Below are 24,184 nucleotides of genomic sequence, written 5' to 3' on the forward strand. Positions count from 1 at the left end.
CGACCAGGCACGAGGTCAATCAATAAATTGGCATTGACAATGTGCACGCTGTTGAGTTCTCAAGGACCAGACGCACTCCCCGCTCGACCCACGAAAGGTTCCGCCAGAGAGGCATTCGTCTTGTTCCACCGTCAGACACGTCGAATCACTTCGACTTCTTCGGGGGATGTTGCCTGAGCGGGACCCCGTCCGGACTGCGCATCCAGGGCTTGCACCCTGTGACCGTCTCGGCCGTTCCGTTCTCCGCCTCAGCGGCAACGAGTGATTACTTTACACACGCCCCAGGGGCGCTGCCAACCGTCGTCCCTCCCGGGCGTGTCGCAGTCGGGTGAACGGCGCGTGTCCCCCGGGTTTCCGGGGTTCGACGGGGGTGGGCGCGACCCCGGGGACGACAGAAGGCACGGTGCGAAACCGCACCGTGCCTCCCGAACGAACGAACAGACGACCAACAGACGAACCGGACTGGACCAGCCCCGCCGACCGGACCGACCTACTCGGCCGCAGCCAACTGCCCGCACGCCCCGTCGATCTCCTTGCCGCGGGTGTCGCGCAGGGTCGTCGGGATGCCGGCGGCGTTGAGTCGGCGGACGAACTCGTCCTGCACGTGCACCTCGGACGAGGTCCACACGGAGCCCGGCGTCGGGTTGAGCGGGATCGGGTTGACGTGCACCCACCCCTTACCGCGCTTGTTGAGCTTCTCGGCGAGCAGGTCGGCTCGCCAGGCGTGGTCGTTCATGTCCTTGATGAGCGCGTACTCGATCGAGACACGGCGGCCCGTCTTGACGTAGTAGTTGTGGGCGGCGTCGATCGCCTCGTCGGCCTTCCAGCGCGAGTTCACCGGGATGAGCTCGTCGCGGAGCTCGTCGTCGGGGGCGTGCAGGGACAGCGCGAACGTGAGCGGGATCCCTTCGTCCGCGAGCTTGATCATCGCCGGCACCAGGCCGACGGTCGAGACCGTGATGCCGCGGGCACTCATGCCGAGACCGTTCGGCTGCGGTGCGACCATCAACCGCACGGCGTCCATCACCCGCTTGTAGTTCGCGAGCGGCTCCCCCATGCCCATGAACACGATGTTCGTCACCCGCTCGGCATCGACGCGGTCCTTGCCGCCCTTGCGGGGATCGCCCCCGAGCTCACCGGCGGCGATCGCGGCGTTGGCCCGGACGATCTGCTCGATGATCTCGGCGGTGGACATGTTGCGGGTCAGCCCCGCCTGGCCGGTGGCGCAGAACGGGCAGTTCATGCCGCACCCGGCCTGGGACGAGACGCACAGGGTGATGCGGCCCGGGTAGCGCATGAGGACCGACTCGACCAGGGCGCCGTCGTGCAGCTTCCAGAGGAACTTGATCGTGTCGCCGTTGTCCGTCGCCAGCCGCCGGGTCTCGGTGAGGAGCGGCGGCAGCATCCCGGCGACGAGCTGTTCCCGCTGGGCGGCGGGCAGGTCGGTCATCTTGGCCGGGTCGGACGTGTAGTGCTGGAAGTAGTGGGTCGCGAGCTGCTTGGCGCGGAACCCGGGCAGGCCGAGTTCCTTCACGCGGGCCTCGCGTTCCTCGGCCGTCAGGTCGGCCAGGTGCACGGGCGGCTTGCCACGCTTCGGGGATGCGAACTGCAGGAGCGGGCGACCGTCGGTGTCGGTGGCCTGCTTCCAGCCCTCGGTGCGCGGGCGCACCTGCGGACGAGCAGACTGCTGCTGTTCGAACGGGGTGCGGGTGTCGGAAGCCATCACTCCAGGATACGGGAGGCCCGTGATCGGTGGGGACGCCCCGTCCGGGTGGTCCTGCTGGTCACCACCACGGCCGCACCACGGCTGGTCGGGTCAGCTGCCGGCGGGCAGGACGCGCGCGAAGTGGTGCGCCGCCGAGTACATCGGGACGATGTCGACGACCTCGCCCGGGTGCGGTGCCTGCAGCACGAGTCCCTGACCGAGGTACAGGCCGACGTGGTCCTCGTCGTCGTACACGACGAGGTCGCCCGGCAGTGCCTCGGACTCGGGGATCGTGGTGGCGGCGGCGTCCTGGGTCGGCACGTAGTGCACGAGCTGGATCCCGACCGCCTGGTACGCGACCATCGTGAGCCCGGAGCAGTCGATGCCCTCGTGGCTCGCGCCGCCCTCGACGTACGGGTCCCCCATGTACTGCAGGGCGGTCTGCACGATCGTGGCCCGGTCACCGCCGGCCGAGAGCGCGGCGGACAACGCGGACTGTGCCTGCGCGGTCGTCACGCCGAAGCGGAGGTCGAGTGTCGGGTAGGACACGATCGTCGTCGTGGTGGTCATGCCGTCGGTGGAGACCACGGGGACCTGCACGTCGTGCGCCACCGTGAAGGTCTGGGCGGCCTGCGCCGTGGTCGTGCCGGAGCGGGTGTCCGCGGGCAGGGTGTCGGCGTTCGCGGGCAGGGCGAGCGTCAGGCTCGAGGTCACCGCGATCGCGGGGGCGAGCAGGATCGCCGCGCGCTTCGCGTTCGCGGAACGGCGGATGTGCCGCGGGTCGACGGCGCGCTCCGCACGCAGGGTGGCGGTCCGGCTCAGCACCGCGCTGCCCGCCGACGACGCGACGGGAGCGGGACGCGGCTGCATCCGCACGGTCCGGGCCGGCTTCGGGTGCTCGACGAAGGTGGAGCGGGCGGCCGCGGGGCCGAGGGCCGAGCGGCGACCACGGGGACGGGACTGCTGCGTGTCCGGCGTCAGCGGCGCGGGGTCGACCGCGGGGTGCGTGTGCGTTCGCGCGGGCTGACGGTCGTCGGCTGCTGCAGGCAGGGTGTGGCGTCCCATGGGTCCTTCCGGGTCGGGACCACTCGGCGGTCCGGAAAGTAACGTATTGGTCACGACGGTGCTCGCGGCTGGGCAGCTCCGGAGTGTTCCTGCGGCTGGTCACAGGAACGAGCGCCGCTCGCAGGCCACTCCGACGGCGCGCTCGGGTGTTCCGGAGCCGGCCCGCGGCGGTGGACCCGGGCTCAGACCGGCGTGACCCGCATGTCGGCGGTGATCCGGGCCTCCCGGTCGGCCGCCAGGCGGTCGAGGCGAGCCGACAGCGCGACGACCGATGCGTCCACCGGGCTGTCCCCCGGGATCGGGACGCCGGCGCGGACCGCGAGTGGCAGGACGCCCGCCCAGACGGTGTGGTCCTCGCCGTCCGCCGCGTCCTCGCCGACCCCGTGGGCGCGCACCTTGACGCTCGCGCGGTCGAGGGGCAGCTGGAGGACCTGGGTGGCGCGGACCTCCTTCGCGGTCATCTCGCGCACCTCGGCTCGGCGGCCCGGCATGAGGTGGTCGGCCACCTGCCAGAGCGCCTCGGCGCGGAGGTCGGTCGGCACCACGGTCGCGCGCCCCGCGATCATCGCGCTGCGGTAGTTCGCCGAGCTGTCGTGGGTCGAGCGGGCGAAGACGAGGCCGTCCAGGTGGGTGACGGTGGCGGCGACCGGCACGCCCTCGGCCCCGGCGTCGAGGAACAGACCGCCGCCGGTCGAGCCGTGCAGCAGCAGGACGGGGCCGTCGCCAAGGTCCCCGACGGCGCAGAGGAACGGCAGGACCACGGGGTGGCCATCGCGGACGATGCCGACGTGGGCGATGTGGGCCTCGGCGAGGATCGCGTGCAAGACGGCGGGGTCGTCGGACTGGCGGTCACGCAGTCGGCGGACACGGAGCGAGGGTCCGTCGGCGGTCGGGTCCGCGGGGTTCAGCTGAGCGTTCGGGGTGTGCATGGGCTCACGCTAGGGTCACCAGTGGTCCGGCCTGTGGACCAGATCGGGGCGATCCGGGTGGACCAGTCAAGCAAGGTGTCCGGCGTGGTGGCGCGCGTGCGCGGGATGGTGCACGACGGCACCCTGCGCGAAGGCGATCCGCTGCCGTCGACGCGTGCGCTGGCGGCGGAGCTCGGGGTGGCCCGGGGCACCGTTGTCGCGGCGTACGAGCAGCTCGACGGCGAGGGGTACCTGCGGACGCGGCACGGTGCCCTCGCACGGGTCGCGGCGGACCTGCACGGTCGGACGACGAGTGCGGCGTCGGCCGTCGGCACGGACACCGCCGACTCCGGCGCGGTCGGCGTCGCGGTCGCTTCGCCGACCGCTCCGCTCGTCGATTGCCGACCTGGCATCCCGGCCGTCACCGCCATCCCGCAGCGGGACTGGCGGGCAGCCTGGCGCACCGCGGCGTCGGCACCGCTCCGGAACGCGATCGCGGATCCGCTCGGCTCCCCCGACCTGCGGGCACAGGTCGTCGCCCAGCTCGGCCTGACCCGCGGGTTCACGGCGACGGTGGGCCGGGTGCTCGTGACCGCGGGGACCTCGGAGGCGCTGTCGCTCGTCACCGAGGCAATGCGGGGGCTGCTGGGTCGGGCACCCGTCGTCGCCGTCGAGGACCCCGGTTACCGCACCGGACACCGTGCGATCACGAGCGCGGGCGGGTCTCTGGTGGGCGTTCCGGTCCGGGAGGACGGGCTCGACCTCGATGCGCTCGAGGCCGCCGGAGCGGTCGACGCCGTCCTGGTCAGCCCGACACACCAGTACCCACTCGGGTCGGTGATGCCCGTCGCTCGGCGCCGGCGGCTCCTCACCTGGGCCGCCGCCACCGGCACCGTGGTGGTCGAGGACGACTACGACTCCGAGTTCCGGCACCGTGGCGCGCCCGTACCCGCACTGGCCGCACTCGACGCCGAGGGCGTGGTGCTGCACGTCGGCGGGTTCTCGAAGACGCTCGACCCCCGGCTGCGCTGCGCGTACGTCGTGCTGCCGACGGTCGCAGCGACGGGTTCCCCGGTGACGGAGGCGGTGCTGGCCGCCCGTCGGGCACGTGGCGCGGTCGTCGCCGAACCGGTGCAGGCCGCGCTCGTGCACCTGCTGCGGACGGGTGCGCTGCGGCGGCACCTGGGCCGGGTGCGTCGCGACTACACGCACCGCCGGGCCCGGATCGCGGCTCGGCTCGGCGACGTCGCCGGCCTGGAGGCCCGTGCCCTGAACGGCGGACTGCACGCGGTGGTCACGTGGTCGGGTCCGACCACCGGGGCGCAGATCGCGCGTCGGCTGGCGGACGCCGGGGTGCTCGTCGCGACGCTCGAGGAGTACGGGCTCGCGCCGGGCAGCACGACGCCGGGCATCGTGTTCGGCTACGGCGCCGTGACGCTGCCGGAGCTCGACCGCGCGCTCGACGCACTGGTGACGGCGGTCACGGGAACCTGATCAGGGTCGTCAGCCACCGTACTGGGCGGTGCTCACGACGTTCGACCCGGCCCGCTGGCACGCGGTGTTCAGGGTGCGCCCGACGAGTTCCCACTCGGGGGTCATCTCGAGCGCCGGCCCGGACTCCGGTGCGGGGTGCGCGTCGAGGTACTCGTGCGCGTAGTCGATCGCGTCGTCGAGCTCCTCGTCGCTGCTCGACAGGTGCTCGTAGCCGAAGCGTTCGGCGGCGATCAGTGCCTGGTACTGCGCCTCGGAGAGCTCGCCCTGGCTGCGTCCGACCGTCGCGTTCAGGGAGATCGTCGTCAGCGCACTGATCTGGCCGCAGATCGCCGCAGCACTCCGGTCTTCCTCCATCGGGTCCGTCGCACCGCGCACGGGCTGGGCGTCCGAGGTCTCCGAGGTCGGCTTCGGGCTCGATGTCGACCGCGCCGCTGCGTCGGCGTCGGCGCCGGCCGAGCAACCGGCGAGCGAGCCGGACACGAGGACCGCGCTCACGACGACCAGGGGCAGTGCGGACCGGAAGGAGACCATGGACGACATCGTGGCAGCGCCGTCGTGCCGTTCGCGTCGTCGTGTCCCGATCGAGACCTCGTCGAGACCGGATCGTGAGCTTGCGTCAGCGGGAGTCGGCGGTGCCGTTCCCCCGGGCGTTCACGAGGTCGGCGAGCGAGGGTTCCCCGGCGTCGCCGGGCAGCGCGTGTCCGCGGCGGGCTGCTTTGCGGACCTGTCGGTAGGTGGTGACGTGCAGGGGGTCCACACCGTCGGCGGACTCGTAGTTCGACGGGGCGGTGGTGGTGGGTGATTCGGTCATCGCGACGGACGGTACGCGTGCCGGGAGCCGCCGAACCACGTGCTGCGTTCCGCGGCCAAACAGGGTCCGAACGGGTGGAGCAGCCCCGGTGCGATGTCGGATTGTTCGCATCAACATGCACACCGTCCTGCGCGCCTACGCGCTGCTGCAGGAGGACGGACTGATCGAGTTGCGGCGCGGCCGCGGCGCGACGGTCCTGCGATCGGGCAACGCCTCGTTCGACCGGTTGCGCACGCTCGTCGACGAGCTGCGCGACCAGGCGGACACCCTGGGTGTCTCGCTCGACGACCTGTTCACGATGATCAAGGGGGCACGATGACGACTCGACCGATGACCACGGGCACACGGCTGGCCGTGACGGCACCAGGGCTCCTGGTCGCGGTGGGATTGGTGCTCACCGCGGTCCTCGCGGCGTCCACCATGCCCGCGCGGATCGCGATCCACTTCCGGACGGACGGCACCGCGGACGGTTGGGGGTCACCGTGGACGGCTTTCTGGGTCACCCTGGCAGTGGCACTGGTGGCCGTCGTACTCGCGTTCTCCGCGCTGCGCTGGCGCGACAGGCGGACGGCAGCCACGGTGCTGCTCGTCGCGAACCTGCTGGCCGGGACCCTCGGCTCGGCCTGGGTCGTGCTCGCGTGGACGAACACGGCCGGCGACGGCACCCTGTCCCCCTGGTGGACGGTCCCGTTCCTGCTCGTCGCCGTGGTGGTCGCCGCCGTCCCCGTGCTCGCACTGTTCCGGGTCGCTGCACCCGTGCCGGCCCACGAGGTCGCTCCCCTGGCGGTCGGGCCCGACACCCGCGTCGCCTGGCGCGCACGCGTCGGCAGCCGGTGGTTCGCGGTGATCGGGGCGTTCGTCGTGGTGCTCGGCGTCGGCACCGCCGTCTGGACGGCATCGGCCGGGGTGACGACGGCGGTCGTCTCCGGACTGGCGATGGTGATCGCGGGGCTCGCCGTGCTGGTGCTGGCGCGGGTGGAACTCACCGTCGACCGACGGGGCCTGCGGCTCACGTCCACCTGGACGAGGATCCCACTCATGCGCGTCCCGCTGGAGCGCATCGAGTCGTGCGGGTGGGAGCAGGTGTCCCCGGGCCAGTGGGGCGGCTGGGGCTACCGGATCTCGGGCCGCGGCGTCGCCTACGTCGTGCGGTCCGGGCCGGGGCTGGTCGCGCGGCTCCGCGGCGGGCAGGCGCGGATGGTGACCGTGCCCGACGCTGCGGGCGGTGCCGCAGCCCTGGGCGCGCTGCTCGCCGGGCGCGAGACGGTCTGACGGGCTCGCACCGGGCCTCCAGGGCGGTGTGGCGGGTTCGGCGGCGGGCGGGACCTGTGCGCGGAAGCGACAGACCTCGCACCGCTGCGGCGACCGTCCCGTCAGGGCGACACTGTGCCGCGAACGTTCGGTGGAAGACTGTCGCTTTCGCAGGACCGGCTGCGGGCGTGAGACGGGTCAGAGGCTCGTCATGCCGCCGTCGACGCGGAACTCCGCCCCGGTGGCGTAGGACGACTCCGGGCTGGCGAGGTAGACCATGATGCCGGTGACGTCGTCGGGGGTGCCCGGGCGACCGAGCGGGGTGCGGGCGACGATCGCGGCTCGGGCCTCGGGGTCGCCGGAGATCGCCGACACGAGGCCGGTCTCGGTGTAGCCCGGCACGACCGTGTTCACCCGGATCCCGTCCCGCGCGTAGGCCATCGCGGTCGCCCGGACGAGTGCGTGGATGCCGCCCTTGGTCGAGGAGTACGCCGCGAAGTCCGCCCCCTCGCCGTTCAGGCCGGTGGGCGACCCGGTGGCGATGACCGACCCGCCGGTGCCGCTCGCGAGCATCGCCCGGACGGCGTGCTTGATCGTCAGGAACGTGCCGGTGAGGTTGACCGCGACCGTGCGGTCCCAGGTCTCCAGCGACAGGTCGGCGACCTTCGCGTCGTGACCGAACAGCTGCACCCCGGCGTTCGCGACCACCACGTCGGGGCTCGCACCACGGTCGGCCAGTTCGGCGAAGCCCGCGGCGACGCTCGCCTCGTCGGCGATGTCCATCGTGAGGCCGATCGCGGTCGGGCCGGCTGCGGCGGCGGCTCCCGCGGCCGCGTCGGCGTCCCGGTCGGCGTAGACGACGGTTGCCCCCTCGGCCACGAAGCGGTCGGCGATCGCGCGGCCGATGCCGGACCCCGCTCCCGTGACGAGTGCGGTCCGGCCGTCGAGTCGTGCGGTCATGTGGGACTCCGTCCTCGGAGCAGCGCTGCTCCGTCACCCCCATCATTGCCCAACCGGTTGACCGGTGCTAGGCATGCACCATGACTGCGACGTCGAACGACGAGATCGTGTCCGTCGGGCCCTGGCGTCTGGCCCTGCGCGGAGCCGGACTCGCCGACGTCACGTTCCGGGGCGTGCTCGTCCTGCGTGCCGTCAGGTTCGTCGTCCGCGACCACGACTGGCGCACGGCCGACGACACGGTGTCGACACGGACGGTGGACGGCGACGAGGGCCGCATCCGCATCGAGACCAGTGCACGGTACGACGGCGTCGAGGTCGTGCGCACCGTCCTCGAGGTCACGCTCGACGACGACACCCTGCGGGTCTCCGCGGTCGGGACGGTCACGCGGGCCTTCCGCCGCAACCGCATCGGGCTCGTCGTCCTGCACCCGCCGACCCTGGCCGGGCAGCCGCTCACGCTGCGGCATCCGTCCGGTGACAGCACCGCGACGGCGTTCCCGTTCTGGATCGCGCCGCACCAGCCGGCCGTCGACGTTGCCGGGCTCGACTGGGCGGCGGGCCCGGTCGCGTTGGCGCTCGACCTGACCGGCGACGTGTTCGAGACCGAGGACCAGCGCAATTGGACCGACGCCTCGTTCAAGACGTACTCGACGCCGCTCGCCGAGCCGTTCCCGGTCGCCCTCTCGCCGGGGACGACGGTCCGTCAGGGGCTCACCCTGCGGACAACGGCGGTCGGTTCGGCGGGCGGTCCGGGCACCCGGTCGGGAGGCGCGGCCTCCCCCGCCCCGGACCTCGCGGCGCTCGACGGGCCGGGTCCCGGTGCCGTGGTCACGCCGCCGCCGACGCTCCAGCTGCTCGCGGGTTCGGCGCCGGTCGCTGCGCGCCCGGACGACGCCGACCTGCTCCGCGGGTTCCCGATCCTGGTCGAGCCGGTCCTCGGGGCCCCGAACCTCGAGGCGGTGCTCGCCTCGGCCCGACGGGACGCGGGTGGCGCTCCCCTGGACGTCCGGTTCGTCACCGACGACCCGGTACTGCTGCGCGCGGCGATCGACGCGGTGCTCGAGGGCGGTCCGGTGGCACGCGTCGGGGCGTTCGACCCGGTGTCGCACGTGACGACCCCGGCGCTGCAGCGGGCACTGCGCGAAGCGGTGACAGCGGTCGGCGCGCTGGAGGTCGTCGCCGGTAGCCGGGCGCACTTCACCGAGCTGAACCGCTCGATCGCGGTGTTCTCGGGCTGGGACGGCCCCCTGACCTGCAGCGTGACACCGCAGATGCACGACCGGTCGCCCGAACAGGTGACCGAGTCGATCCGGATGCAGCGCTGGGTGGTGAGCAGTGCCTCCAGGCTGGCCGCCGGCAGGGCGCTGCACGTCGGACCGGTGACGCTGCGGCCACGGTTCAACGCGGTGGCGACGGCGCCGACCCGGTCCGTGACGGACGCGACCGTCGAGCACGGGTACGGGCCGGAGACCGTGCCGGACGCGACCGACCCGGCGCAGCACACGCCGGCCGCCGAGCGGTGGTTCGCCGACGCGGTGCGGGCGCTGACGGTGCCCGGTGTGGCCTCGATCACGCTGGCCGAGGCGTGGGGGCCGCGCGGGTTCGTGGCCGCCGACGGCACGGGGAACGCCCCGCCGGAAGGGGGTCGGCGGGGCGTTCCGGTCCGGGCGCGCTGACTGGTCGGCGCGGTGGTCGGTGGCGGTGCGGCTCAGCGCCGGACGGCGTCGATCTTGAGCATCTTCGCGATGACCGAGTCGAGCTCGCTGTCGTCGAAGACCTGCTTCCAGTCCTCCTTGATGAGCTTCTCGCGGCCGTAGCCCATCGCGATGTGGCAGGCGTCGGAGAACGGGTTCGAGCCGCGCAGGCCGTTCGTCAGCGCGATCCAGGTGTGGCCGTAGAGCATGGCGCGGGCGGCCTCGCGGGGCACGCCGACACCGGTGACGGTCTCCTCGAGGGCGTCGTTGAGGAAGTCGCCGATCATGCAGGCGATCGTCTCGACCAGGGTCGGCTCGAGCACGGCCAGCTGCTTCACCGTGACCCAGTGCACCTGGATGACCGGGGCGTACATCGTGGTGATGACGGCCTCGGCGACGGCCTTGGCGCGGTCGCCCTCGTCGCCGAGCGACTCCGAGGCGTCGAAGGCCGCGATGACCTCCTGCGGGGCGGCGATGCCACCGAAGGTGTCGTCCCACTCGGCCTTGGTGGTGCGCTCGAGGAACACCGACGGGTGGCACGGGTGCGCCACGGCGTAGTGGATGTCCTCGCGCTTCGCCAGCAGACCGGCGTAGGCGGCCGCCGGGTCGAGCGTCAGGATCGACGCACCGGGCTTCATCACGGGGACGAGCTGCTCGGAGATGCTGCCGAGCAGGACGTCGGGGACGGCGAGGATGACGACGTCGGCGGCCTTCGCGGCGTCGAGGCTGTCGGTGAGCTCGCGACCGAGGGCCTGGATGCGCTCCTGGCCGGCGGGCGAGGCCTCGCTGTAGAGGGTGGTGTACTCGCTCTTCGCGAAGTTGTTCGAGACGCGGGTGCCCATCTTGCCGCCGGCACCGATCACGGCGACGGTGACGTCGGCCGTGCCGGATCCGGCAGCGACGGTGTGGGGGGTGGTGACGGTGTCGGTCATGATTCCTTGCTCCTGATGTACTCGATGGTGTGTTCGGTCCACGCCGCTTCGATGCGGGTGGTGGTCTGTGCGGGGGTCTCGCCCGGCAGCGGTTCGGCGCCCGCGTGCTCGTCCTGCCACGGCAGCCAGAACTCGATGACGCGGTTGATGCCCCGGGTGTCGGGCTCGAGCGCGGCGCGGACGGCGTCGTGGTCGATGACCCCGGTGCCGATCGGGACGCCGGTGTACTGGAACCCGACCCAGCCCGGTGAACGGGTGAAGGCGGAGTCCTTGACGTGCCAGTTGACGACGTGCGGGGCGGTCATCGCCACGACGTGGGTCGGGTGTTCGAGCCGTGCGACGGTGTTCGCGGGGTCGAGGCAGATGCCGAGGCTGTCGGAGCCGATCGCCCGGACGACGGCGACGAGGTCAGCGGTGGCGACGACCTCGTAGGTCTCCAGCGCGAGGGTCACGCCCGCGCGCTCGTAGGCGGGGAGCGCCTGCCGCAGACGTCGTTCGGTCTCGGCCGCGTCGGGCTGGTCGTCGCCGCTCGTCCACATGCTGCGCACGAGCGTCGCGCCGAGCTGCTGCGCGACGTGCAGGTACCGGGCGAGGTGCTCCGGCCGGGTGCCGCGGGTTCCGACCTCGAGCGTGAGACCGAGGTCGGCGGCCAGGGACCGGATCGAGGCCAGGCGCTCGTCGGTCGCGGTGTCGAGCGGCAGGTGGTCGCAGATCTGGAAGAGGTCGACGCCGTCGTGCGACGCTGCGTCGCGCAGGGCGTCGTCGAGGGACATCGGCGACGGGACGCGGTCGGACATGCGCCAGAAGTAGGCGTAGGTGGAGAGGCCGAGCAAGGAGGTCACGGGGTCACCGCCAGGGCGTGGGCCTCGTCGAGGATCGTGCGGATCGCCTCCGGATCGTGGGCGAAGCGGCCGAGGAACAGGCCGCCGATGCGTCCGGCACCGCGGGTCAGCAGGCCCGGACCGGCACTGCCGCCGTAGATCGCGACGGACCCGGTGAACTCCGGCCGGGTCGCCAGGTGCTGCTCGATGCCGGCGAGGACCGCGACGATGTGCTCGTCGGGCGCGGGCTGCGGGGCACCGATCGCCCACACCGGTTCGTACGCGGCGATGAGCGGTCCGGCGAGGCCGTCGGCGGTCGCCGTGGCGGTGAAGCGGTCGAGCTGCGCGGTGACCTCGGCGATCGCGGCCGCGGGGTCGCCGTCGGCGGCGCGCTCGGTCTCGCCGATGCAGATCAGGGGCCGCAGGTGGTTGCGGTACGCCGCGTGCACCTTGCCGGCGATCTCGTCGTCCGTCTCGTGGAACAGTTCGCGTCGCTCGGCGTGTGCGATCTCGACGAGGTCGACCCCGATCTCACGGAGTTCGACGCCGGAGACCTCGCCGGTGAACGCGCCGCTGTCCGCCCAGGCAAGGTCCTGCGCGCCGAGCGTCACGGGGGCGTCCCCGATCACCGCACGCACCGGGACGAGCGACGGGAACGTCGGCACCACGAAGAGCTCGACCGCGCCGGACCGCACCGCCGGGTGGCTCCGGGCGATGTCGGCCACGGAGGCCGCCCACGCGAGCGTCCGGGCGTGCGAGAAGTACATCTTGAGCGACACCCCGATCGTCACCGGGGCGGCCGCCGTGGTCGCGGGCATCAGGCGTCGGTCCCGACCGGGGCGGAGCCGTCGTAGGCACAGATGGCCTGGACCTTCGACGCGCTCGCGCTGCTCTGGTCGAAGGTGTAGCCGAGCCACTCCTTCGCCATCCGGCGCGCGACCTCGACCCCGACGACGCGCTGCCCCATGCAGAGGACCTGGGCGTCGTTCGACAGGATCGAGCGCTCGACCGAGAACGAGTCGTGCGCGGTCACGGCCCGGATGCCGGGGACCTTGTTCGCCGCGATCGCGACACCGAGGCCGGTGCCGCAGATCAGGATCGCGCGGTCGGCCTCGCCGTTCGCCACCAGACGGGCGGCGTCGACGGCGACGTGTGGGTAGGCGGTGTGACCGTCGGCGTCCACGCCCACGTCGACGACGGAGGCCACGCGGGGGTCTTTCGCCAGGTCGGCCTTGATGACCTCCTTGTAGTCGAAGCCGGCGTCGTCCGAACCGACGACGATGCGGAACTGCTGCTCACTCATGCGGGTGTGCCTTTCGTGGGGGGTCAGGCGGGGACGGCGATGGTCGCCAGCACCGCGGCGGTGATGAGCGCGAAGGAGATCGCTCCGGCGTCCGGGGTGCCGACGGCGTCCTCGCCGTGGGTGCGGGCACGACCCATCCGCGGTAACAGGTCGGCCGTGGCGTCCGCCGCGGTCTGTGCTGCAGCCGAGGCGGCTGACCAGGCGTCGACGAGCTCGTCGCCGGCGTCGACCCGGGCGGAGAAGACCTGGTCGAACGGCACGAGCGCGTCCACCATCGTCTTGTCGCCGGGGACCGCGCCGAAGGCCAGGACGGCTTCGGCGGCAGCGTGCACCGCGCGCTGGACGGTGGCGGGCGTCGGACGGGAGTCGTCTCCGAGGACGCGACCCAGGGCCTCCAGGGCGGCGCCCCAGATCGCACCGGACGTCCCACCGGCCTTGTCGGACCAGGCGTCTCCGGCGATCGCCAGGACCGAACCGGCGCCCGCGCCACGGGCGGCGGCGTCCTGTGCCGCACGGTCGGCGGCAGTGGAGCCACGCTGCATGCCGATGCCGTGGTCGCCGTCGCCGGCGACGGCGTCGATGCGGCCGAGCTCGTCGGCGTGGTCGTCGATGGCGGCGCGGATCGCGGCGATCGCGCTCGCGACGCGGGCGGCCGAGGCCTGGGACTCCTCGGTGCCGGGCGTCACGGGCACGACCACGCCGGCTTCGAGCACCTCGACCGGCACCGGCTGCTGCGGGACGGCGCCGCCCTTGCGGTACGCGGGGGCGTCGGCGGGGGCGGCCCAGAGCTGCTCGAGCTCGTCGTCGAGCCAGAACAGGGTGAGCGAGACGCCCGCCATGTCGAAGCTCGTGACGAGTTCGCCGACCTCGGGCTCCACGACGACGATGCCGGCGTCGGTGAGCTTCCGCTGGACGGCGCCGAAGACGACGAAGAGCTCCTCGTACTTGACCGAGCCGAGGCCGTTGAGGATCGGGACGACGCGGGGGCCGGGGCGTGTTGTTGTGGCGTCTGGTGCGGTGCCGTGTGTTGTGGTGCCGGTGCCGTCGGGTCGCTCGGTGAGCAGCTTGTCCACGAGCAGGTCGGCCAGGCCGTCCGCCGTGGGGACGTCGGCCTCGGCGATGCCGCGTTCGCCGTGGATGCCCATGCCGATGGCCATGCGCCCCTCGGGGACGGTGAAGAGCGGCTCGTCGGCGCCGGGCAGGGAGCAGCCCGAGAACGCGACGCCGAAGCTGCGTGTGCGGTCGTTGGCCCGGGCCGCGATCGCGGTGACCGCGTCGAGGTCGTCGCCGCGTTCCGCGGCCGCGCCGGCCACCTTGAACACGCAGAGGTCCCCCGCGATGCCGCGGCGCTGGTGCACCTGGTCGACGGGCGCGGACGCGACGTCGTCGGTCACGCGGACCGTGCGCACGTCGATGCCCTGCGCCTCGAGTGCCCGTGCCGCGGCGTCGAAGTTGAGCACGTCACCGGCGTAGTTGCCGTAGCTCAGCAGCACGCCGCCCCCGTGCTCGGACGCCTTCGCGACCGCGGTGACCTGCTGGGCGCTCGGGCTGGCGAACAGGTTGCCCATCGCGGCACCGGCCGCCAGGCCGTGCCCGACGAGGCCGCCGAAGGCCGGGTAGTGGCCGGAGCCACCGCCCACGACGAGCGCGACGGTGCCCTCGGGGCTGGTGGTCGAGCGGGCGACCCCGCCGTGCACCCTGCGGACCCGGGCGCGGTTGGCGGCCACGAAGCCGTCCACCATCTCGTCGGCGAAGTCCGCCGGGTCGTTGAACAGGCGGGTCATGCGCCGGCCTCCTTCGCGATGGCGGTCGGTCCGTCCGTGGCGGCGACCGCGGTGTCGGCTCCGGACGCCGCGGCAGCTGCTTCGTTGCGCTTCGTGTTCCGGCCGAGCACGAACATCAGCACGCTCGACAGCACCATGAAGAAGCCGACGATGAACATCGGGACCTGGTACCCGCCGGTCCACTCGCTGACGGCACCCGTGATGTACGGGGCGGCGAACCCACCGAGGTTGCCGACGGTGTTGATGAGCGCGACCCCAGCGGCTGCGGCGGCACCGGTCAGGAACTGCGTCGGGACCGTCCAGAAGTTCGGCAGGGCCGCGAAGATCGCACACGCGGTGATCGCGATGACCGCGACGGTGGCGGCCGGGCTGTTCATGTAGAGCGCGACCGGGATGCTCAAGCCACCGACCAGGGCCGGGACGGCGATGTGCCAGACCCGGACGCCACGACGGAAGGCGTCACGCGACCAGAAGTACAGGACGACCGCGGCCGGCACGTACGGGATCGCCGTGATGAGGCCCTTCTGGAACAGGTCGAACGTGGTGCCGAACTGCTCCTGGAAGCCGTCGATGATCGTCGGCAGGAAGAAGCTGAGCGCGTAGAGGCCGTAGATGAAGCCGAAGTACACCGCGGCGAGCATCCAGACACGGCCGGAGCCGAAGGCCGCGCGGAGTCCGCCCTTGCCGTGGCCGTCGCCGCCGCCCTTCGCCGCGCTCTCGGCGGCGAGCGTCGTCTCGAGCCAGACCTTCTCGTCCTCGTCGAGCCACTTCGCCTGCGACGGCTTGTCCTTGAGCACGAAGAGGCACAGGACGCCGACGATGATCGCCGGGATCGAGACGCACAGGAACATGAAGCGCCAGCCGGCCAGGCCGCCGAGGATCCCCTCGTGGGTCATCAGCCAGCCGGCGAGCGGGGAACCGATGACGCTCGTGAGCGGCTGGGCCAGGTAGAACAGCGCGAGCATCTTGCCGCGGTGACGTGCCGGGACCCAGGTCGACAGGAACAGGATCGCGCCCGGGAAGAACCCGGCCTCGGCGATGCCGAGCAGGAAGCGCAGGCCGACGAGCTGCGGGTAGTTCTGCACCCACGTGAAGAGCAGGGACACGATGCCCCACGTGATCATGATGCGAGCGAGCCAGATCCGGGCGCCGAACCTGTGCAGCGCGAGGTTGGACGGCACCTCGAGCACGAGGTAGCCGATGAAGAACACACCGGACGCGAAGCCGAACTGGGCGGCGGTCAGGCCGAGGTCGGCCTCCATGCCGTTGGGGGCGGCGAAGGAGATCGCGGTGCGGTCGAGGAAGTTGATGAAGAACATCAGTGCCACGAACGGCACGATGCGGATCGCGATCTTGCGGATGGCCGTCTTCTCGACGACCGAGGTGGGGATGCCTCGCGTGGCGGGGATGTCCACGATGACTCCTGCTCGGTGGGGGTGGTACGACTCTCGCCCTGGCGGCTGCGCCGGGACGCTCCGTGCTGCTGCGCGGATCGGGAGCGGGCGCATCGGTGCGCCTGGTCCAGTGTGGGTCGCGGTCGGCCAACTTGTCAACCGGTTGACCATTCCGCGCGTTCCGCGCTGCTTCTTGCGCAATGTCGGTCGCCTCAGCGACGCTCCCCCGGCAACCGGTTGACCGACCGGTACGCTCACTGCATGCCCGCGTTCAGCCCGGACGACCCCCTCAACATCCGACTCGAGCTCGAGTCCGTGCCCGTCGGATCGCCCGCCTCGGTCGTCGCACGTCAGCTCGTCTCGCTGCTCACCGCCGGCGAGCTGGCCCCCGGCTCGCGTCTGCCCTCGGAGCGGGTCCTGTCCGAGCGGCTCGGCGTCGGACGCTCGGCCGTCCGTGAGGCTCTCGCCGCCCTCGAGATCCTGGGCATCGTGCAGATCCGCCCGGGCTCGGGCACCTACCTGCGAGGAGGCACCTCGGACCTGCTCCCGACGACCCTGTCGTGGGGGCTCATGCTGGCGTCGAACCGCACCCGCGAGCTGCTCGAGATCCGGTCCTCGCTGGAGCGCACGGCTGCGATCCTCGCCGCGCAGCGCGCCACCGACGAGCAGATCACCGAGCTCGGCGAGTACCTGGTCCGGCAGGAGGCGACGCTCGACGACCCGCAGGCCTTCATCGACGCCGACGTCCGGTTCCACGTCCTGCTGGCGCGGGCCTCCGGCAACGACGTGCTCGCCGACCTGCTGCAGAGCCTGCGCTCGATGCTGAGCGTCTGGGTGGCGCGCCGCGTGCAGACCCGGGAGGCGACCGAGGCCGCGTTCCACGAGCACCGCGCCGTCTTCGAGGCGTTGCGCGCCCGCGACGTGCCGGCCGTGCAGCGAGCGATGGACGAGCACATGGCCACGGCGAGCGCCCGCATCGAGCACGCCGAGCCGCTCCCCGCCGACGAGTAGCGGGGGCGCGTTGCGCGTGCGCGCTCGCACGCTTGGTGAGCAGGAACGGTCGAGTTCGTCGAGCCGACCCGACATCTTCTGCTCACGATCCGGTCGGACGGGAGGCCCGGGTCGCGCCCGCCCCGCACGGTGCCGTGTTGCCGGCTCGGCAACACCGCTTGGGTCCGGCCCGGCAGGTGCGCTGGAGTAGGTGCATGCACACCCACGACGACGCAGCGCACACCGGCGCTGCCGCCACGCCGTCCGCCCGTGACTGGTGGGAGGCCCGCTACGCCGAACGCGACGGCATCTGGTCCGGCCGGGTGAACGCCGTGCTCGCCTCGGCGACGTGGGGGCTGCCGGTGGGGCGAGCGCTCGACCTCGGCTGCGGCGAGGGCGGCGACGTGGTGTGGCTCGCCGAGCAGGGGTGGGACGTGACGGGCATCGACCTGTCGGTGACGGCGCTCGAGCGCGGCTCGCGAGCTGCGGTGTCCGCGGGGGTCGAGGACCGGACCGCCTTCGTCGCCGCGGACCTGGCCCGGTGGGACACCGCCGCCAGGTTCGACCTGGTGACGGCGTCGTTCCTGCAGTCGTGGCCTGTGGAGATCCCCCGAGCCGACATCCTGCACCGCGCCGCGGGCTTCGTCGCACCCGGTGGGCACCTGCTCGTCACCGCACACGCCGCTCCCCCGCACGACGACCTGCCGCCCGCGCTGCGGGAGCACCGGTTCCCCTCGCCGGAGGACGACCTGGGCGCCCTGCGGCTCGACGACGGGTGGGACGTCCTGGTGGCCGAGGTCCGGCCGCGTACCGCGACGACGCCGGAGGGTGATCAGCACGAGGTGCTCGACAGCGTCGTGCTCGCCCGGCGCACGCGCTGACACCGTTCCGTGCGAGGGCTGGACGTCGCACGGTGCGAGGTCCACGGCACGCCTCAGCGCGGGAGCGGGACCGCCGCGGCGAAGGACCGCACGACCCGGGCCACGACCTCGGCGGGCGGGGTGTCCCAGATCGCCTGGTTGAAGAGCTCGACCTCGACGTCACCGGTGTAGCCGGCGTCGACCACGGCGTCGGTCACCGGCCCGAAGTCGACGTGCCCGTCGCCGGGGTAGCCGCGGGACAGCAGCGGGTCGGCCGCGATCGGGGTCATCCAGTCGCAGACCTGGTAGGACGCGATGCGGCGGGCTGCACCTGCGCGGGCGATCGACGTCGCGAGCGCGGGATCCCACCACACGTGGAACGTGTCGACGACGACCCCCACGGCCGCGGCGGGGAACGGAGCCGCAAGGTCGAGGGCCTGCGCGAGTGTCGACACCACGGCACGGTCGGCGGCGTACATCGGGTGGAGCGGCTCGACCGCGAGTTGGACACCGGCGTCGAGCGCGTGCGGCACGAGGGCGTCGAGTGCGTCCGCGACCCGGGAGCGGGCACCGGCCAGGTCGCGCGACCCGTCGGGCAGACCGCCCGCGACGAGCACGAGCACGGGCGCCGAACCGGGTGCGCCCGCGGCGGCCAGGGCGGCGATCTCCTCGATCGCACGGCGGTTGTCGTCGAGTGCCCGCTGGCGGGCGGTCCCCTCGGGCAGGGTGAAGAACCCGCCACGACAGTGCGACGACACCCGGAGCCCGGAGTCGGCCACCCGCCGCACGGCCTCGGTGAGCCCCAGCTCGACGACGGGTTCGCGCCAGGTGCCGATCGCCCCGACCCCGGCCCGACGGACGGTGTCGAGCGCCTCGGGCAGGGACGCGCGCTTGATCGTCGCCTGGTTGACCGACAGCCGCGGGTGCGGCCCGGGCGAGCCCGGTGCCACCGGGACGGCCGTGCGGACCTGACCGGCCGTACCGGCAGGTGTGCTCACGCGACCACCTCGGAGACCCTGCGGTCGGCGGCGCTCGGGGCGGGCCTCCCGGCGGTCGTCTCCACCCCGGCGACCGCGAGCAGGGCGTGCCAGCGCGAGGCGGCGAGTTCCGGGTCCTGCAGGGCGCCGCAGGCGTTCGCGAGCCGGACCGTCTCGGACAGGTGCGGCAGCGACCGTCCGGCGTGCTGGCCGCCCACCATGGCGAAGGCCGGCTGGTGTCCGTTCAGCCAGGCGAGGAACGCGATGCCGGTCTTGTAGTGCCACGTGGGCGCGCCGAAGAGGTGTCGGGACAGGGCCTCGGTCGGACCGAGCAGGGCACGGTAGGCCGACTCGTCCGGCAGGGCCCGCACGGCGGCCGAGGCGATCGGCGCGACGGCGGCGAACGCGCCGAGCAGGGCGTCGGAGTGCCGGCCGTCCTGCTCGGCGATCAGGTCGACGAAGTGGAAGTCGTCGCCCGTGAACATCCGGGCGGTCTCGGGCAGGCGGGCGCGGAGTGCCACCTCGGCCGGCGCGTCGAGCAGGCTCATCTTGATGCCGGAGACCTTCGGCCCGGCGTCGCGCATGATGTCGAGCACCGTGTCGGCGCCCTGGCGCCCGCCGAAGTACCCGGCGAGGGCAGGGTCGAACGCCTCCCCGAGCCAGTGCAGCACGACGGGTGCGCTCGCGTGCTCGAGGACACGGCCGTGGACACGGCGGTAGGTGGCGGGATCGTCGTGCGCGAGTCGTGCCAGGTGGCGGCTCGCCATGAGCACGACGCCGGCGCCGGCGTCCTCGGCGTGGTGGAGCTGGGCGACGTAGGCGTCGACGACCTGCTGCTCGGAGACGGGTTCGTCGGGCAGGTCGTCGGTGTTCACTCCGACGACGATGCGGCCGCCGACGGACTGTGCCTCGCGCGCGCTGCGGGTGATGAGCTCGCGGGTGGCAGCGGGGTCGAGGCCCATGTTGCGCTGCGCCGTGTCCATCGCGTCGGCGACGCCCAGTCCCCAGGACCACAGGTGATGACGGAACGCGAGGGTGGCGTCCCAGTCGAGGTCGGCCGGGGCACCGGGGGTGTTGTCGGCGGCGGTGCGCGGGACGACGTGGGCGGCGGCGTAGACGACACGCTCGGTGAGGGGCGCCGTGGGCCCGGTCGTGTCGTCGACCGCAGGTGCGCCCAGCGGGGCACGGCTCGTGGTGCCGTCCGCCGCCAGCAGGGTCAGGTCCGTCATGCGCTCGCCCCGACGGTCTCGGTGCGCTGGGCGACCCCCGGCGTCTCGACCGGGAGGCGCGGCTCGGCCCCGGCTGGCAGCGTCAGCTCCGGCAGGTCCACACGCCGACCCTCGGCGCTGGATCGCAGGCCGGCCTCGGCCAGCGCCACGCCGCGGGCGCCGGACAGCAGGTCGTAGGGGTGCGGGCGGCCCGCGACGAGGTCCTGCAGGAAGTCCTCCCACTGGGCACGGAAGCCGTTGCCGTACACCTCGTTGTCGGGGACCTCGAGCCACTGCCCCCGGTAGTCGCGGTCGTCCTTGAGGTCAGGGTTCCAGACCGGCTTCGGGGTCGCCGTTCGGGGCTGGATCCGGCAGCCGAAGAGGCCCACGACGGCGCTGCCGTCGGTTCCGTCGACCTGGAACTCGACCAGTTCGTCACGGTCGACGCGCACCGCCCAGCTCGAGTTGATCTGCGCCGTGATGCCGCCGGCCAGGTCGAATACCCCGTAGGCGGCGTCGTCGGCGGTGGCCGGGTAGGGCACGCCCTGCTCGTCGGTGCGCTGCTCGATGTGGGTGACGGCGCGGGCGTAGACGGACTCGACGCGGCCGAACAGCTGCTCGAGCACGTAGTTCCAGTGCGGGAACATGTCGACGACGATGCCGCCGCCGTCCTGCTGGCGGTAGTTCCAGCTCGGGCGCTGCGCCGACTGCCAGTCCCCCTCGAACACCCAGTACCCGAACTCACCGCGGACGGACAGGACCCGGCCGAAGAACCCGGAGTCGAGCAGGCGACGGAGCTTCCGCAGCCCCGGCAGGTAGAGCTTGTCGTGCACGACGCCGTTCAGGACGCCGGCCGCGGCGGCGAGCCGGGCGAGTTCGAGGGCCTCGGCGGAGGTCTCGGCCGTCGGCTTCTCGGTGTACACGGCCTTGCCGGCGGCGATCGCGCGGCGCAGGGCGTCGGCGCGGGCGCTCGTGACCGCGAAGTCGGCGAAGACCTGCCAGCGGGGGTCGGCGAGGGCGGCGTCGAGGTCGGTCGTCCAGTGCTCGAGGCCGTGGCGGGTCGCGATCTCCTCGAGCTTGGCTGCGTTCCGGCCGACCAGGATCGGTTCGAGCTGCACACGCGTGCCGTCGGGCAGCAGCAGGCCGCCGTCGTCCCGGATGGCCAGGATCGACCGCACGAGGTGCTGTCGGTAGCCCATGCGCCCGGTGACGCCGTTCATGATGATCCCGATGGTGCGCGTGGTGGTCAACGCGTGCTCCCTTGCTCGCTGTGGCCCGCTGTCCGTCGTGTTGGAAAGCGCTTGCCGGAACCGTACACCACGGCGTGCGTGGCGTGCTCGGTGTGACGAGGTCAGCGGGCGGTGCTGGCGCGCAGGACGACCTCGCCGTCGACGGCGCCGTCGGCCTCGAGCCCGAGCGCGCGGCGGACGGCCCGCTCGCCGATCTCCTCGAGCGGGAGCCGCACCGTGCTGAGCGCCGGCACGACGTCGGCGAGCATCCGCACGTCGTCGAACCCGGCCACGCCCACGTCGACCCCGGGCACGAGCCCGCGCTCCCGGATCGCCGCGACCGCCCCGACGGCCATCAGGTCGGTGACCGCGAAGACGCACCGCGGTACCGGTGCACCACCCGCGGCGGCGCGGTCCAGCAGCGACACCATCGCCCGGTACCCGCCGTCCCGGGTGAACTCCGACGGCACCACGTCGTCGTCGGGCACCCGCAGGCCGTGCGCCGCGAGGCCGGCGACGAACCCCTCGACACGGGCGTGCGCGGTGACGAGGTCCGGGTCGCCGGCGAGCACGGCGAACGAGTCGTGCCCCTGTTCCACCAGCGCACCGGCGAGCGCGGCGGCCCCGCTGAGGTTGCGGATCACCACGCCGTGCACCCCGGGGACGCCCGCTGCGGCGCCGTCCAGGTCGGACACGAGCGCGGACACCCCGGCCCCCGCGGCGACGAGGCCCCCGACAGCCGCGGCGACCTCGGACGGTCCGGAGCCCGTCGCGGATCCGGAGCCGACCCCGAGCCGACGGCTCACCGCCAGCACGACGGCTCGCGGGCGGAGTCCGGCGACGACGGCGAGCACCGCAGCCTCGCGCGACGGGTCGCCGCCGGTGGACGTGATCGTGACGACGAGACCGGCGTCGTCGGCAGCGCGGATGGCCCCGGCGGCGATCGCGGCGAAGTACGGGTCGGCGATGTCACCGACGACGAGGGCGAGCGTCGTGGTGGACCCGCGCGCGACGGCCTGCGCCTGCACGTTGGCGGTGTAGCGGAGTGCGCGGGCGGCGGCGCGCACCCGGTCCACCGACTCCTGCCGGACCTTCCGCGTACTGCCGTTCAGCGCCCGCGAGGCGGTCGCGAGCGACACCCCTGCCCGCTCGGCCACGTCGGCCAGGGTGACGGTGCCTCGCTCGGGCATGTCGTGCCTCCAGTCCGGTCCGCGCCGTGCGCGGCCTGTGGTGAGGATAGCGATTTCCCGCGGGCACGGCGGGATGGCGACCCCGCCACTCGCGCCGAGCAGGACACAGGTCACATTGTCAGAACATCGCCGAGGAAAGCGCTTGCCAGAACGGCTGGTGTCGTGTAGACCTGGGGTCCTCGGCCGAGACACCCCGAACGCTCGCCCACGGCAGAAGCACGTGGTCCCGAACGAAAGCAGTGACGATGAAGTCATCCAAGAGAATGCTCGCACTCGCCAGCGGGATCGCCGCGCTCGCACTCCTGAGCGGCTGCGCCTCCGGTGGGTCCGGTGGCGGCGGCAAGGTGGACGAGCTGACCTTCTGGCTCTCCACCTCGTCCGCGCAGGAGAAGGGCTACCAGGACCTCGCGACCGCGTACGAGGAGAAGACCGGCGTCGCGGTGAAGATCGTGAACCTGCCGTACGACGGCCTGCAGACCAAGCTCCGCGAGTCGGCGCAGGCGAACTCGCTGCCCGACGTGGTGCGGGCCGCGGGCATCGACCCGATCTGGAGCGGCAAGACCGTCGACCTCGCATCGATCGTGGACGACGAGGCGAACGGCATCGACCAGGACCTCATCGCGAAGGACGAGGACGGCAAGGTCACCTCGATCCCGTCCGACGTCACCGCGGCCGGGCTGTTCGTGAACAAGTCGCTGTTCGACGAGGCCGGCGTCGCGTACCCGACCGACCCCGCGAAGGCGTGGACGTGGGACGAGTTCCTCGACGCCGCGGACAAGGTGAAGGCCGACACCGGCGCCAAGTACGACCTGGTGTTCGACTCGTCGCCGTCGCGACTGCGGGCGTACATGTTCACCAAGGGCACCGACTTCATGCAGCAGGAGAAGGACGGCTCCTTCCCCACCGACGCGAAGACCGTCGACGCGCTGCAGGACTTCGCCGACATGAACGACGACTCGGTCATGCCGAAGTCGGTCTGGACGAGCGGCCAGGACCCGAACGCCCTGTTCAAGAGCGGCCAGGTCGTCGCGTACTTCTCCGGTGTCTGGCAGTCGTCGGACTTCGCGTCGAACATCACCGACTTCGACTGGGCCAGCGCCGCCACCCCGGCCGACCCGACCCACGCCACCGAGATCAACTACGGCGGCAACATCGTCGGTTTCGAGAACTCCGACACCCGCGGTGCCGCGGCGGAGAAGTTCATCGACTACATGTACGACCCGACGAACTACGCGAAGCTCGTGACCACCAACGGGTTCCTGCCGGTCGAATCCGGGCTGGACGTCCAGTACCCGTTCGAGTCGCAGGCCGCGAAGGACTCCTTCGCGCTCTACCAGAAGGAGATCGAGGCGGCCGACCCGATCTCGAGCTCCTACGCCAAGGCGGCCTCGGAATGGGCGGTCGAGGGCAAGGAACTCGGCACCGACCCGACCACGGCCGAGGTCGGCAAGCTCATCAACGGGCAGCAGTCGGCCAAGGAGACGCTCGACACGATCACGAAGTACTACGAGGAGCACGTGGGGTGACGGTCCGGGCCGGGTGCGTGGAGCGCCCGGCCCGCCGCAGATCCACCCGGCCCCGGCCGGGCGCTGTCTCTTATACACATCT

Annotated in this window: 23 protein-coding genes; 7 read left to right on the top strand and 16 right to left on the bottom strand. The window is 72.6% G+C overall.

Translation table 11 applies throughout. The features are described 5' to 3' along the window. Window positions 1-490: 490 nt before the first annotated feature. From rlmN to DEJ17_RS16500, 3 genes are all read right to left on the bottom strand, one after another. Window positions 491-1,723, bottom strand: coding sequence for a 23S rRNA (adenine(2503)-C(2))-methyltransferase RlmN (gene rlmN / locus DEJ17_RS16490; protein ID WP_110895379.1), 1,233 nt, complete (start codon window positions 1,721-1,723; stop codon window positions 491-493). A gap of 93 nt (window positions 1,724-1,816) precedes the next feature. After that, a complete protein-coding gene (locus tag DEJ17_RS16495; protein ID WP_110895381.1) occupies window positions 1,817-2,770 on the bottom strand; it encodes a C40 family peptidase in 954 nt (317 codons plus the stop codon). A 182-nt stretch (window positions 2,771-2,952) separates the two neighbouring features. Further along, entirely contained in the window at window positions 2,953-3,699 is a 747-nt protein-coding gene (locus tag DEJ17_RS16500) for a pyridoxamine 5'-phosphate oxidase family protein (protein WP_110895383.1), read from the bottom strand. 21 nt (window positions 3,700-3,720) lie between these two features. On the opposite strand from DEJ17_RS16500, the gene DEJ17_RS16505 reads away from it, so the two are divergent. Continuing rightward, the gene (locus DEJ17_RS16505) at window positions 3,721-5,172 is read left to right on the top strand and encodes a PLP-dependent aminotransferase family protein (protein ID WP_146239751.1); all 1,452 of its coding nucleotides are present in this window, start codon (window positions 3,721-3,723) and stop codon (window positions 5,170-5,172) included. A gap of 9 nt (window positions 5,173-5,181) precedes the next feature. Here the strand turns inward: DEJ17_RS16505 and DEJ17_RS16510 are convergent, their stop codons facing one another. Both DEJ17_RS16510 and DEJ17_RS16515 read right to left on the bottom strand, forming a co-directional pair. Next, window positions 5,182-5,703, bottom strand: coding sequence for a hypothetical protein (locus DEJ17_RS16510; RefSeq protein WP_110895388.1), 522 nt, complete (start codon window positions 5,701-5,703; stop codon window positions 5,182-5,184). 85 nt (window positions 5,704-5,788) lie between these two features. Next, window positions 5,789-5,983, bottom strand: a complete 195-nt coding sequence (locus tag DEJ17_RS16515; RefSeq protein ID WP_110895390.1) for a hypothetical protein — start codon at window positions 5,981-5,983, stop codon at window positions 5,789-5,791. A 115-nt stretch (window positions 5,984-6,098) separates the two neighbouring features. On the opposite strand from DEJ17_RS16515, the gene DEJ17_RS16520 reads away from it, so the two are divergent. Together DEJ17_RS16520 and DEJ17_RS16525 are read left to right on the top strand one after the other, a co-directional pair. Continuing rightward, window positions 6,099-6,302: a hypothetical protein gene (locus DEJ17_RS16520; protein ID WP_258366870.1), complete on the top strand. Its 204-nt coding sequence runs from the start codon at window positions 6,099-6,101 to the stop codon at window positions 6,300-6,302. After that, the gene (locus DEJ17_RS16525; protein WP_258366871.1) at window positions 6,299-7,255 is read left to right on the top strand and encodes a DUF1648 domain-containing protein; all 957 of its coding nucleotides are present in this window, start codon (window positions 6,299-6,301) and stop codon (window positions 7,253-7,255) included. Before DEJ17_RS16520 ends, DEJ17_RS16525 begins: the two co-directional genes overlap by 4 nt. A 177-nt stretch (window positions 7,256-7,432) precedes the next feature. Here DEJ17_RS16525 and DEJ17_RS16530 read toward each other — a convergent pair whose 3' ends face one another. Further along, complete coding sequence (locus DEJ17_RS16530; RefSeq protein WP_110895394.1) at window positions 7,433-8,194, bottom strand: SDR family NAD(P)-dependent oxidoreductase; 762 nt, start codon at window positions 8,192-8,194, stop codon at window positions 7,433-7,435. Between the two features lie 80 nt (window positions 8,195-8,274). Between DEJ17_RS16530 and DEJ17_RS16535 the strand changes: the two genes are divergently transcribed. Further along, window positions 8,275-9,870, top strand: coding sequence for a hypothetical protein (locus DEJ17_RS16535; RefSeq protein ID WP_110895396.1), 1,596 nt, complete (start codon window positions 8,275-8,277; stop codon window positions 9,868-9,870). Window positions 9,871-9,902: 32 nt separating this feature from the next. Here DEJ17_RS16535 and DEJ17_RS16540 read toward each other — a convergent pair whose 3' ends face one another. Genes DEJ17_RS16540 through DEJ17_RS16565 form a run of 6 tightly spaced genes read right to left on the bottom strand, consistent with a single transcriptional unit; the run spans window position 9,903 to window position 16,143 of the window. Next, a complete protein-coding gene (locus DEJ17_RS16540; protein ID WP_110895398.1) occupies window positions 9,903-10,820 on the bottom strand; it encodes a phosphogluconate dehydrogenase C-terminal domain-containing protein in 918 nt (305 codons plus the stop codon). Then, window positions 10,817-11,662 (bottom strand): sugar phosphate isomerase/epimerase, encoded by an 846-nt coding sequence (locus DEJ17_RS16545; RefSeq protein ID WP_110895400.1) that lies wholly within the window; start codon window positions 11,660-11,662, stop codon window positions 10,817-10,819. The genes DEJ17_RS16540 and DEJ17_RS16545 overlap by 4 nt, the downstream gene beginning before the upstream one ends. After that, window positions 11,659-12,459 carry a triose-phosphate isomerase family protein gene (locus DEJ17_RS16550; RefSeq protein WP_110895402.1) on the bottom strand — a complete coding sequence of 267 codons (801 nt, stop codon included), beginning with the start codon at window positions 12,457-12,459 and terminating at the stop codon, window positions 11,659-11,661. The genes DEJ17_RS16545 and DEJ17_RS16550 overlap by 4 nt, the downstream gene beginning before the upstream one ends. After that, entirely contained in the window at window positions 12,459-12,944 is a 486-nt protein-coding gene (locus DEJ17_RS16555; RefSeq protein WP_110895404.1) for a ribose-5-phosphate isomerase, read from the bottom strand. Before DEJ17_RS16555 ends, DEJ17_RS16550 begins: the two co-directional genes overlap by 1 nt. A 23-nt stretch (window positions 12,945-12,967) precedes the next feature. After that, entirely contained in the window at window positions 12,968-14,728 is a 1,761-nt protein-coding gene (locus DEJ17_RS16560) for a dihydroxyacetone kinase family protein (RefSeq protein ID WP_110895406.1), read from the bottom strand. Then, window positions 14,725-16,143, bottom strand: a complete 1,419-nt coding sequence (locus DEJ17_RS16565; RefSeq protein WP_110895409.1) for an MFS transporter — start codon at window positions 16,141-16,143, stop codon at window positions 14,725-14,727. The genes DEJ17_RS16560 and DEJ17_RS16565 overlap by 4 nt, the downstream gene beginning before the upstream one ends. A gap of 240 nt (window positions 16,144-16,383) precedes the next feature. On the opposite strand from DEJ17_RS16565, the gene DEJ17_RS16570 reads away from it, so the two are divergent. Both DEJ17_RS16570 and DEJ17_RS16575 read left to right on the top strand, forming a co-directional pair. Further along, window positions 16,384-17,133 (top strand): FadR/GntR family transcriptional regulator, encoded by a 750-nt coding sequence (locus DEJ17_RS16570; protein WP_110895411.1) that lies wholly within the window; start codon window positions 16,384-16,386, stop codon window positions 17,131-17,133. A gap of 194 nt (window positions 17,134-17,327) precedes the next feature. Continuing rightward, complete coding sequence (locus DEJ17_RS16575; protein ID WP_110895413.1) at window positions 17,328-17,993, top strand: bifunctional 2-polyprenyl-6-hydroxyphenol methylase/3-demethylubiquinol 3-O-methyltransferase UbiG; 666 nt, start codon at window positions 17,328-17,330, stop codon at window positions 17,991-17,993. Window positions 17,994-18,046: 53 nt separating this feature from the next. On the opposite strand, the gene DEJ17_RS16580 is transcribed toward DEJ17_RS16575, so the two are convergent. The 4 genes from DEJ17_RS16580 to DEJ17_RS16595 all read right to left on the bottom strand — a co-directional run bounded on the left by DEJ17_RS16580 (window position 18,047) and on the right by DEJ17_RS16595 (window position 22,576). Continuing rightward, window positions 18,047-18,922: a sugar phosphate isomerase/epimerase gene (locus tag DEJ17_RS16580; protein ID WP_110895421.1), complete on the bottom strand. Its 876-nt coding sequence runs from the start codon at window positions 18,920-18,922 to the stop codon at window positions 18,047-18,049. A 44-nt stretch (window positions 18,923-18,966) separates the two neighbouring features. After that, the gene (locus DEJ17_RS16585) at window positions 18,967-20,178 is read right to left on the bottom strand and encodes a DUF993 family protein (RefSeq protein ID WP_110895415.1); all 1,212 of its coding nucleotides are present in this window, start codon (window positions 20,176-20,178) and stop codon (window positions 18,967-18,969) included. Then, a complete protein-coding gene (locus DEJ17_RS16590) occupies window positions 20,175-21,377 on the bottom strand; it encodes a Gfo/Idh/MocA family protein (protein WP_110895423.1) in 1,203 nt (400 codons plus the stop codon). Before DEJ17_RS16590 ends, DEJ17_RS16585 begins: the two co-directional genes overlap by 4 nt. A gap of 131 nt (window positions 21,378-21,508) precedes the next feature. Beyond that, complete coding sequence (locus DEJ17_RS16595) at window positions 21,509-22,576, bottom strand: LacI family DNA-binding transcriptional regulator (protein ID WP_110895417.1); 1,068 nt, start codon at window positions 22,574-22,576, stop codon at window positions 21,509-21,511. Between the two features lie 245 nt (window positions 22,577-22,821). Between DEJ17_RS16595 and DEJ17_RS16600 the strand changes: the two genes are divergently transcribed. Continuing rightward, a complete protein-coding gene (locus tag DEJ17_RS16600) occupies window positions 22,822-24,102 on the top strand; it encodes an extracellular solute-binding protein (protein ID WP_258366873.1) in 1,281 nt (426 codons plus the stop codon). The last annotated feature ends 82 nt before the right edge of the window (window positions 24,103-24,184 follow it).

The organism is Curtobacterium sp. MCSS17_011 (assembly GCF_003224275.1).
Classification (GTDB): Bacteria; Actinomycetota; Actinomycetes; order Actinomycetales; family Microbacteriaceae; genus Curtobacterium.

Excerpts from the sequence above, each read along its gene's own strand:
- rlmN (WP_110895379.1), bottom strand. The coding sequence starts at position 1,723 with ATGGCTTCCGACACCCGCACCCCGTTCGAACAGCAGCAGTCTGCTCGT.
- DEJ17_RS16495 (WP_110895381.1), bottom strand. The coding sequence starts at position 2,770 with ATGGGACGCCACACCCTGCCTGCAGCAGCCGACGACCGTCAGCCCGCG.
- DEJ17_RS16500 (WP_110895383.1), bottom strand. The coding sequence starts at position 3,699 with ATGCACACCCCGAACGCTCAGCTGAACCCCGCGGACCCGACCGCCGAC.
- DEJ17_RS16510 (WP_110895388.1), bottom strand. The coding sequence starts at position 5,703 with ATGGTCTCCTTCCGGTCCGCACTGCCCCTGGTCGTCGTGAGCGCGGTC.
- DEJ17_RS16515 (WP_110895390.1), bottom strand. The coding sequence starts at position 5,983 with ATGACCGAATCACCCACCACCACCGCCCCGTCGAACTACGAGTCCGCC.
- DEJ17_RS16520 (WP_258366870.1), top strand. The coding sequence starts at position 6,099 with ATGCACACCGTCCTGCGCGCCTACGCGCTGCTGCAGGAGGACGGACTG.
- DEJ17_RS16525 (WP_258366871.1), top strand. The coding sequence starts at position 6,299 with ATGACGACTCGACCGATGACCACGGGCACACGGCTGGCCGTGACGGCA.
- DEJ17_RS16530 (WP_110895394.1), bottom strand. The coding sequence starts at position 8,194 with ATGACCGCACGACTCGACGGCCGGACCGCACTCGTCACGGGAGCGGGG.
- DEJ17_RS16535 (WP_110895396.1), top strand. The coding sequence starts at position 8,275 with ATGACTGCGACGTCGAACGACGAGATCGTGTCCGTCGGGCCCTGGCGT.
- DEJ17_RS16540 (WP_110895398.1), bottom strand. The coding sequence starts at position 10,820 with ATGACCGACACCGTCACCACCCCCCACACCGTCGCTGCCGGATCCGGC.
- DEJ17_RS16550 (WP_110895402.1), bottom strand. The coding sequence starts at position 12,459 with ATGCCCGCGACCACGGCGGCCGCCCCGGTGACGATCGGGGTGTCGCTC.
- DEJ17_RS16555 (WP_110895404.1), bottom strand. The coding sequence starts at position 12,944 with ATGAGTGAGCAGCAGTTCCGCATCGTCGTCGGTTCGGACGACGCCGGC.
- DEJ17_RS16560 (WP_110895406.1), bottom strand. The coding sequence starts at position 14,728 with ATGACCCGCCTGTTCAACGACCCGGCGGACTTCGCCGACGAGATGGTG.
- DEJ17_RS16570 (WP_110895411.1), top strand. The coding sequence starts at position 16,384 with ATGCCCGCGTTCAGCCCGGACGACCCCCTCAACATCCGACTCGAGCTC.
- DEJ17_RS16575 (WP_110895413.1), top strand. The coding sequence starts at position 17,328 with ATGCACACCCACGACGACGCAGCGCACACCGGCGCTGCCGCCACGCCG.
- DEJ17_RS16585 (WP_110895415.1), bottom strand. The coding sequence starts at position 20,178 with ATGACGGACCTGACCCTGCTGGCGGCGGACGGCACCACGAGCCGTGCC.
- DEJ17_RS16590 (WP_110895423.1), bottom strand. The coding sequence starts at position 21,377 with ATGAACGGCGTCACCGGGCGCATGGGCTACCGACAGCACCTCGTGCGG.
- DEJ17_RS16595 (WP_110895417.1), bottom strand. The coding sequence starts at position 22,576 with ATGCCCGAGCGAGGCACCGTCACCCTGGCCGACGTGGCCGAGCGGGCA.
- DEJ17_RS16600 (WP_258366873.1), top strand. The coding sequence starts at position 22,822 with ATGAAGTCATCCAAGAGAATGCTCGCACTCGCCAGCGGGATCGCCGCG.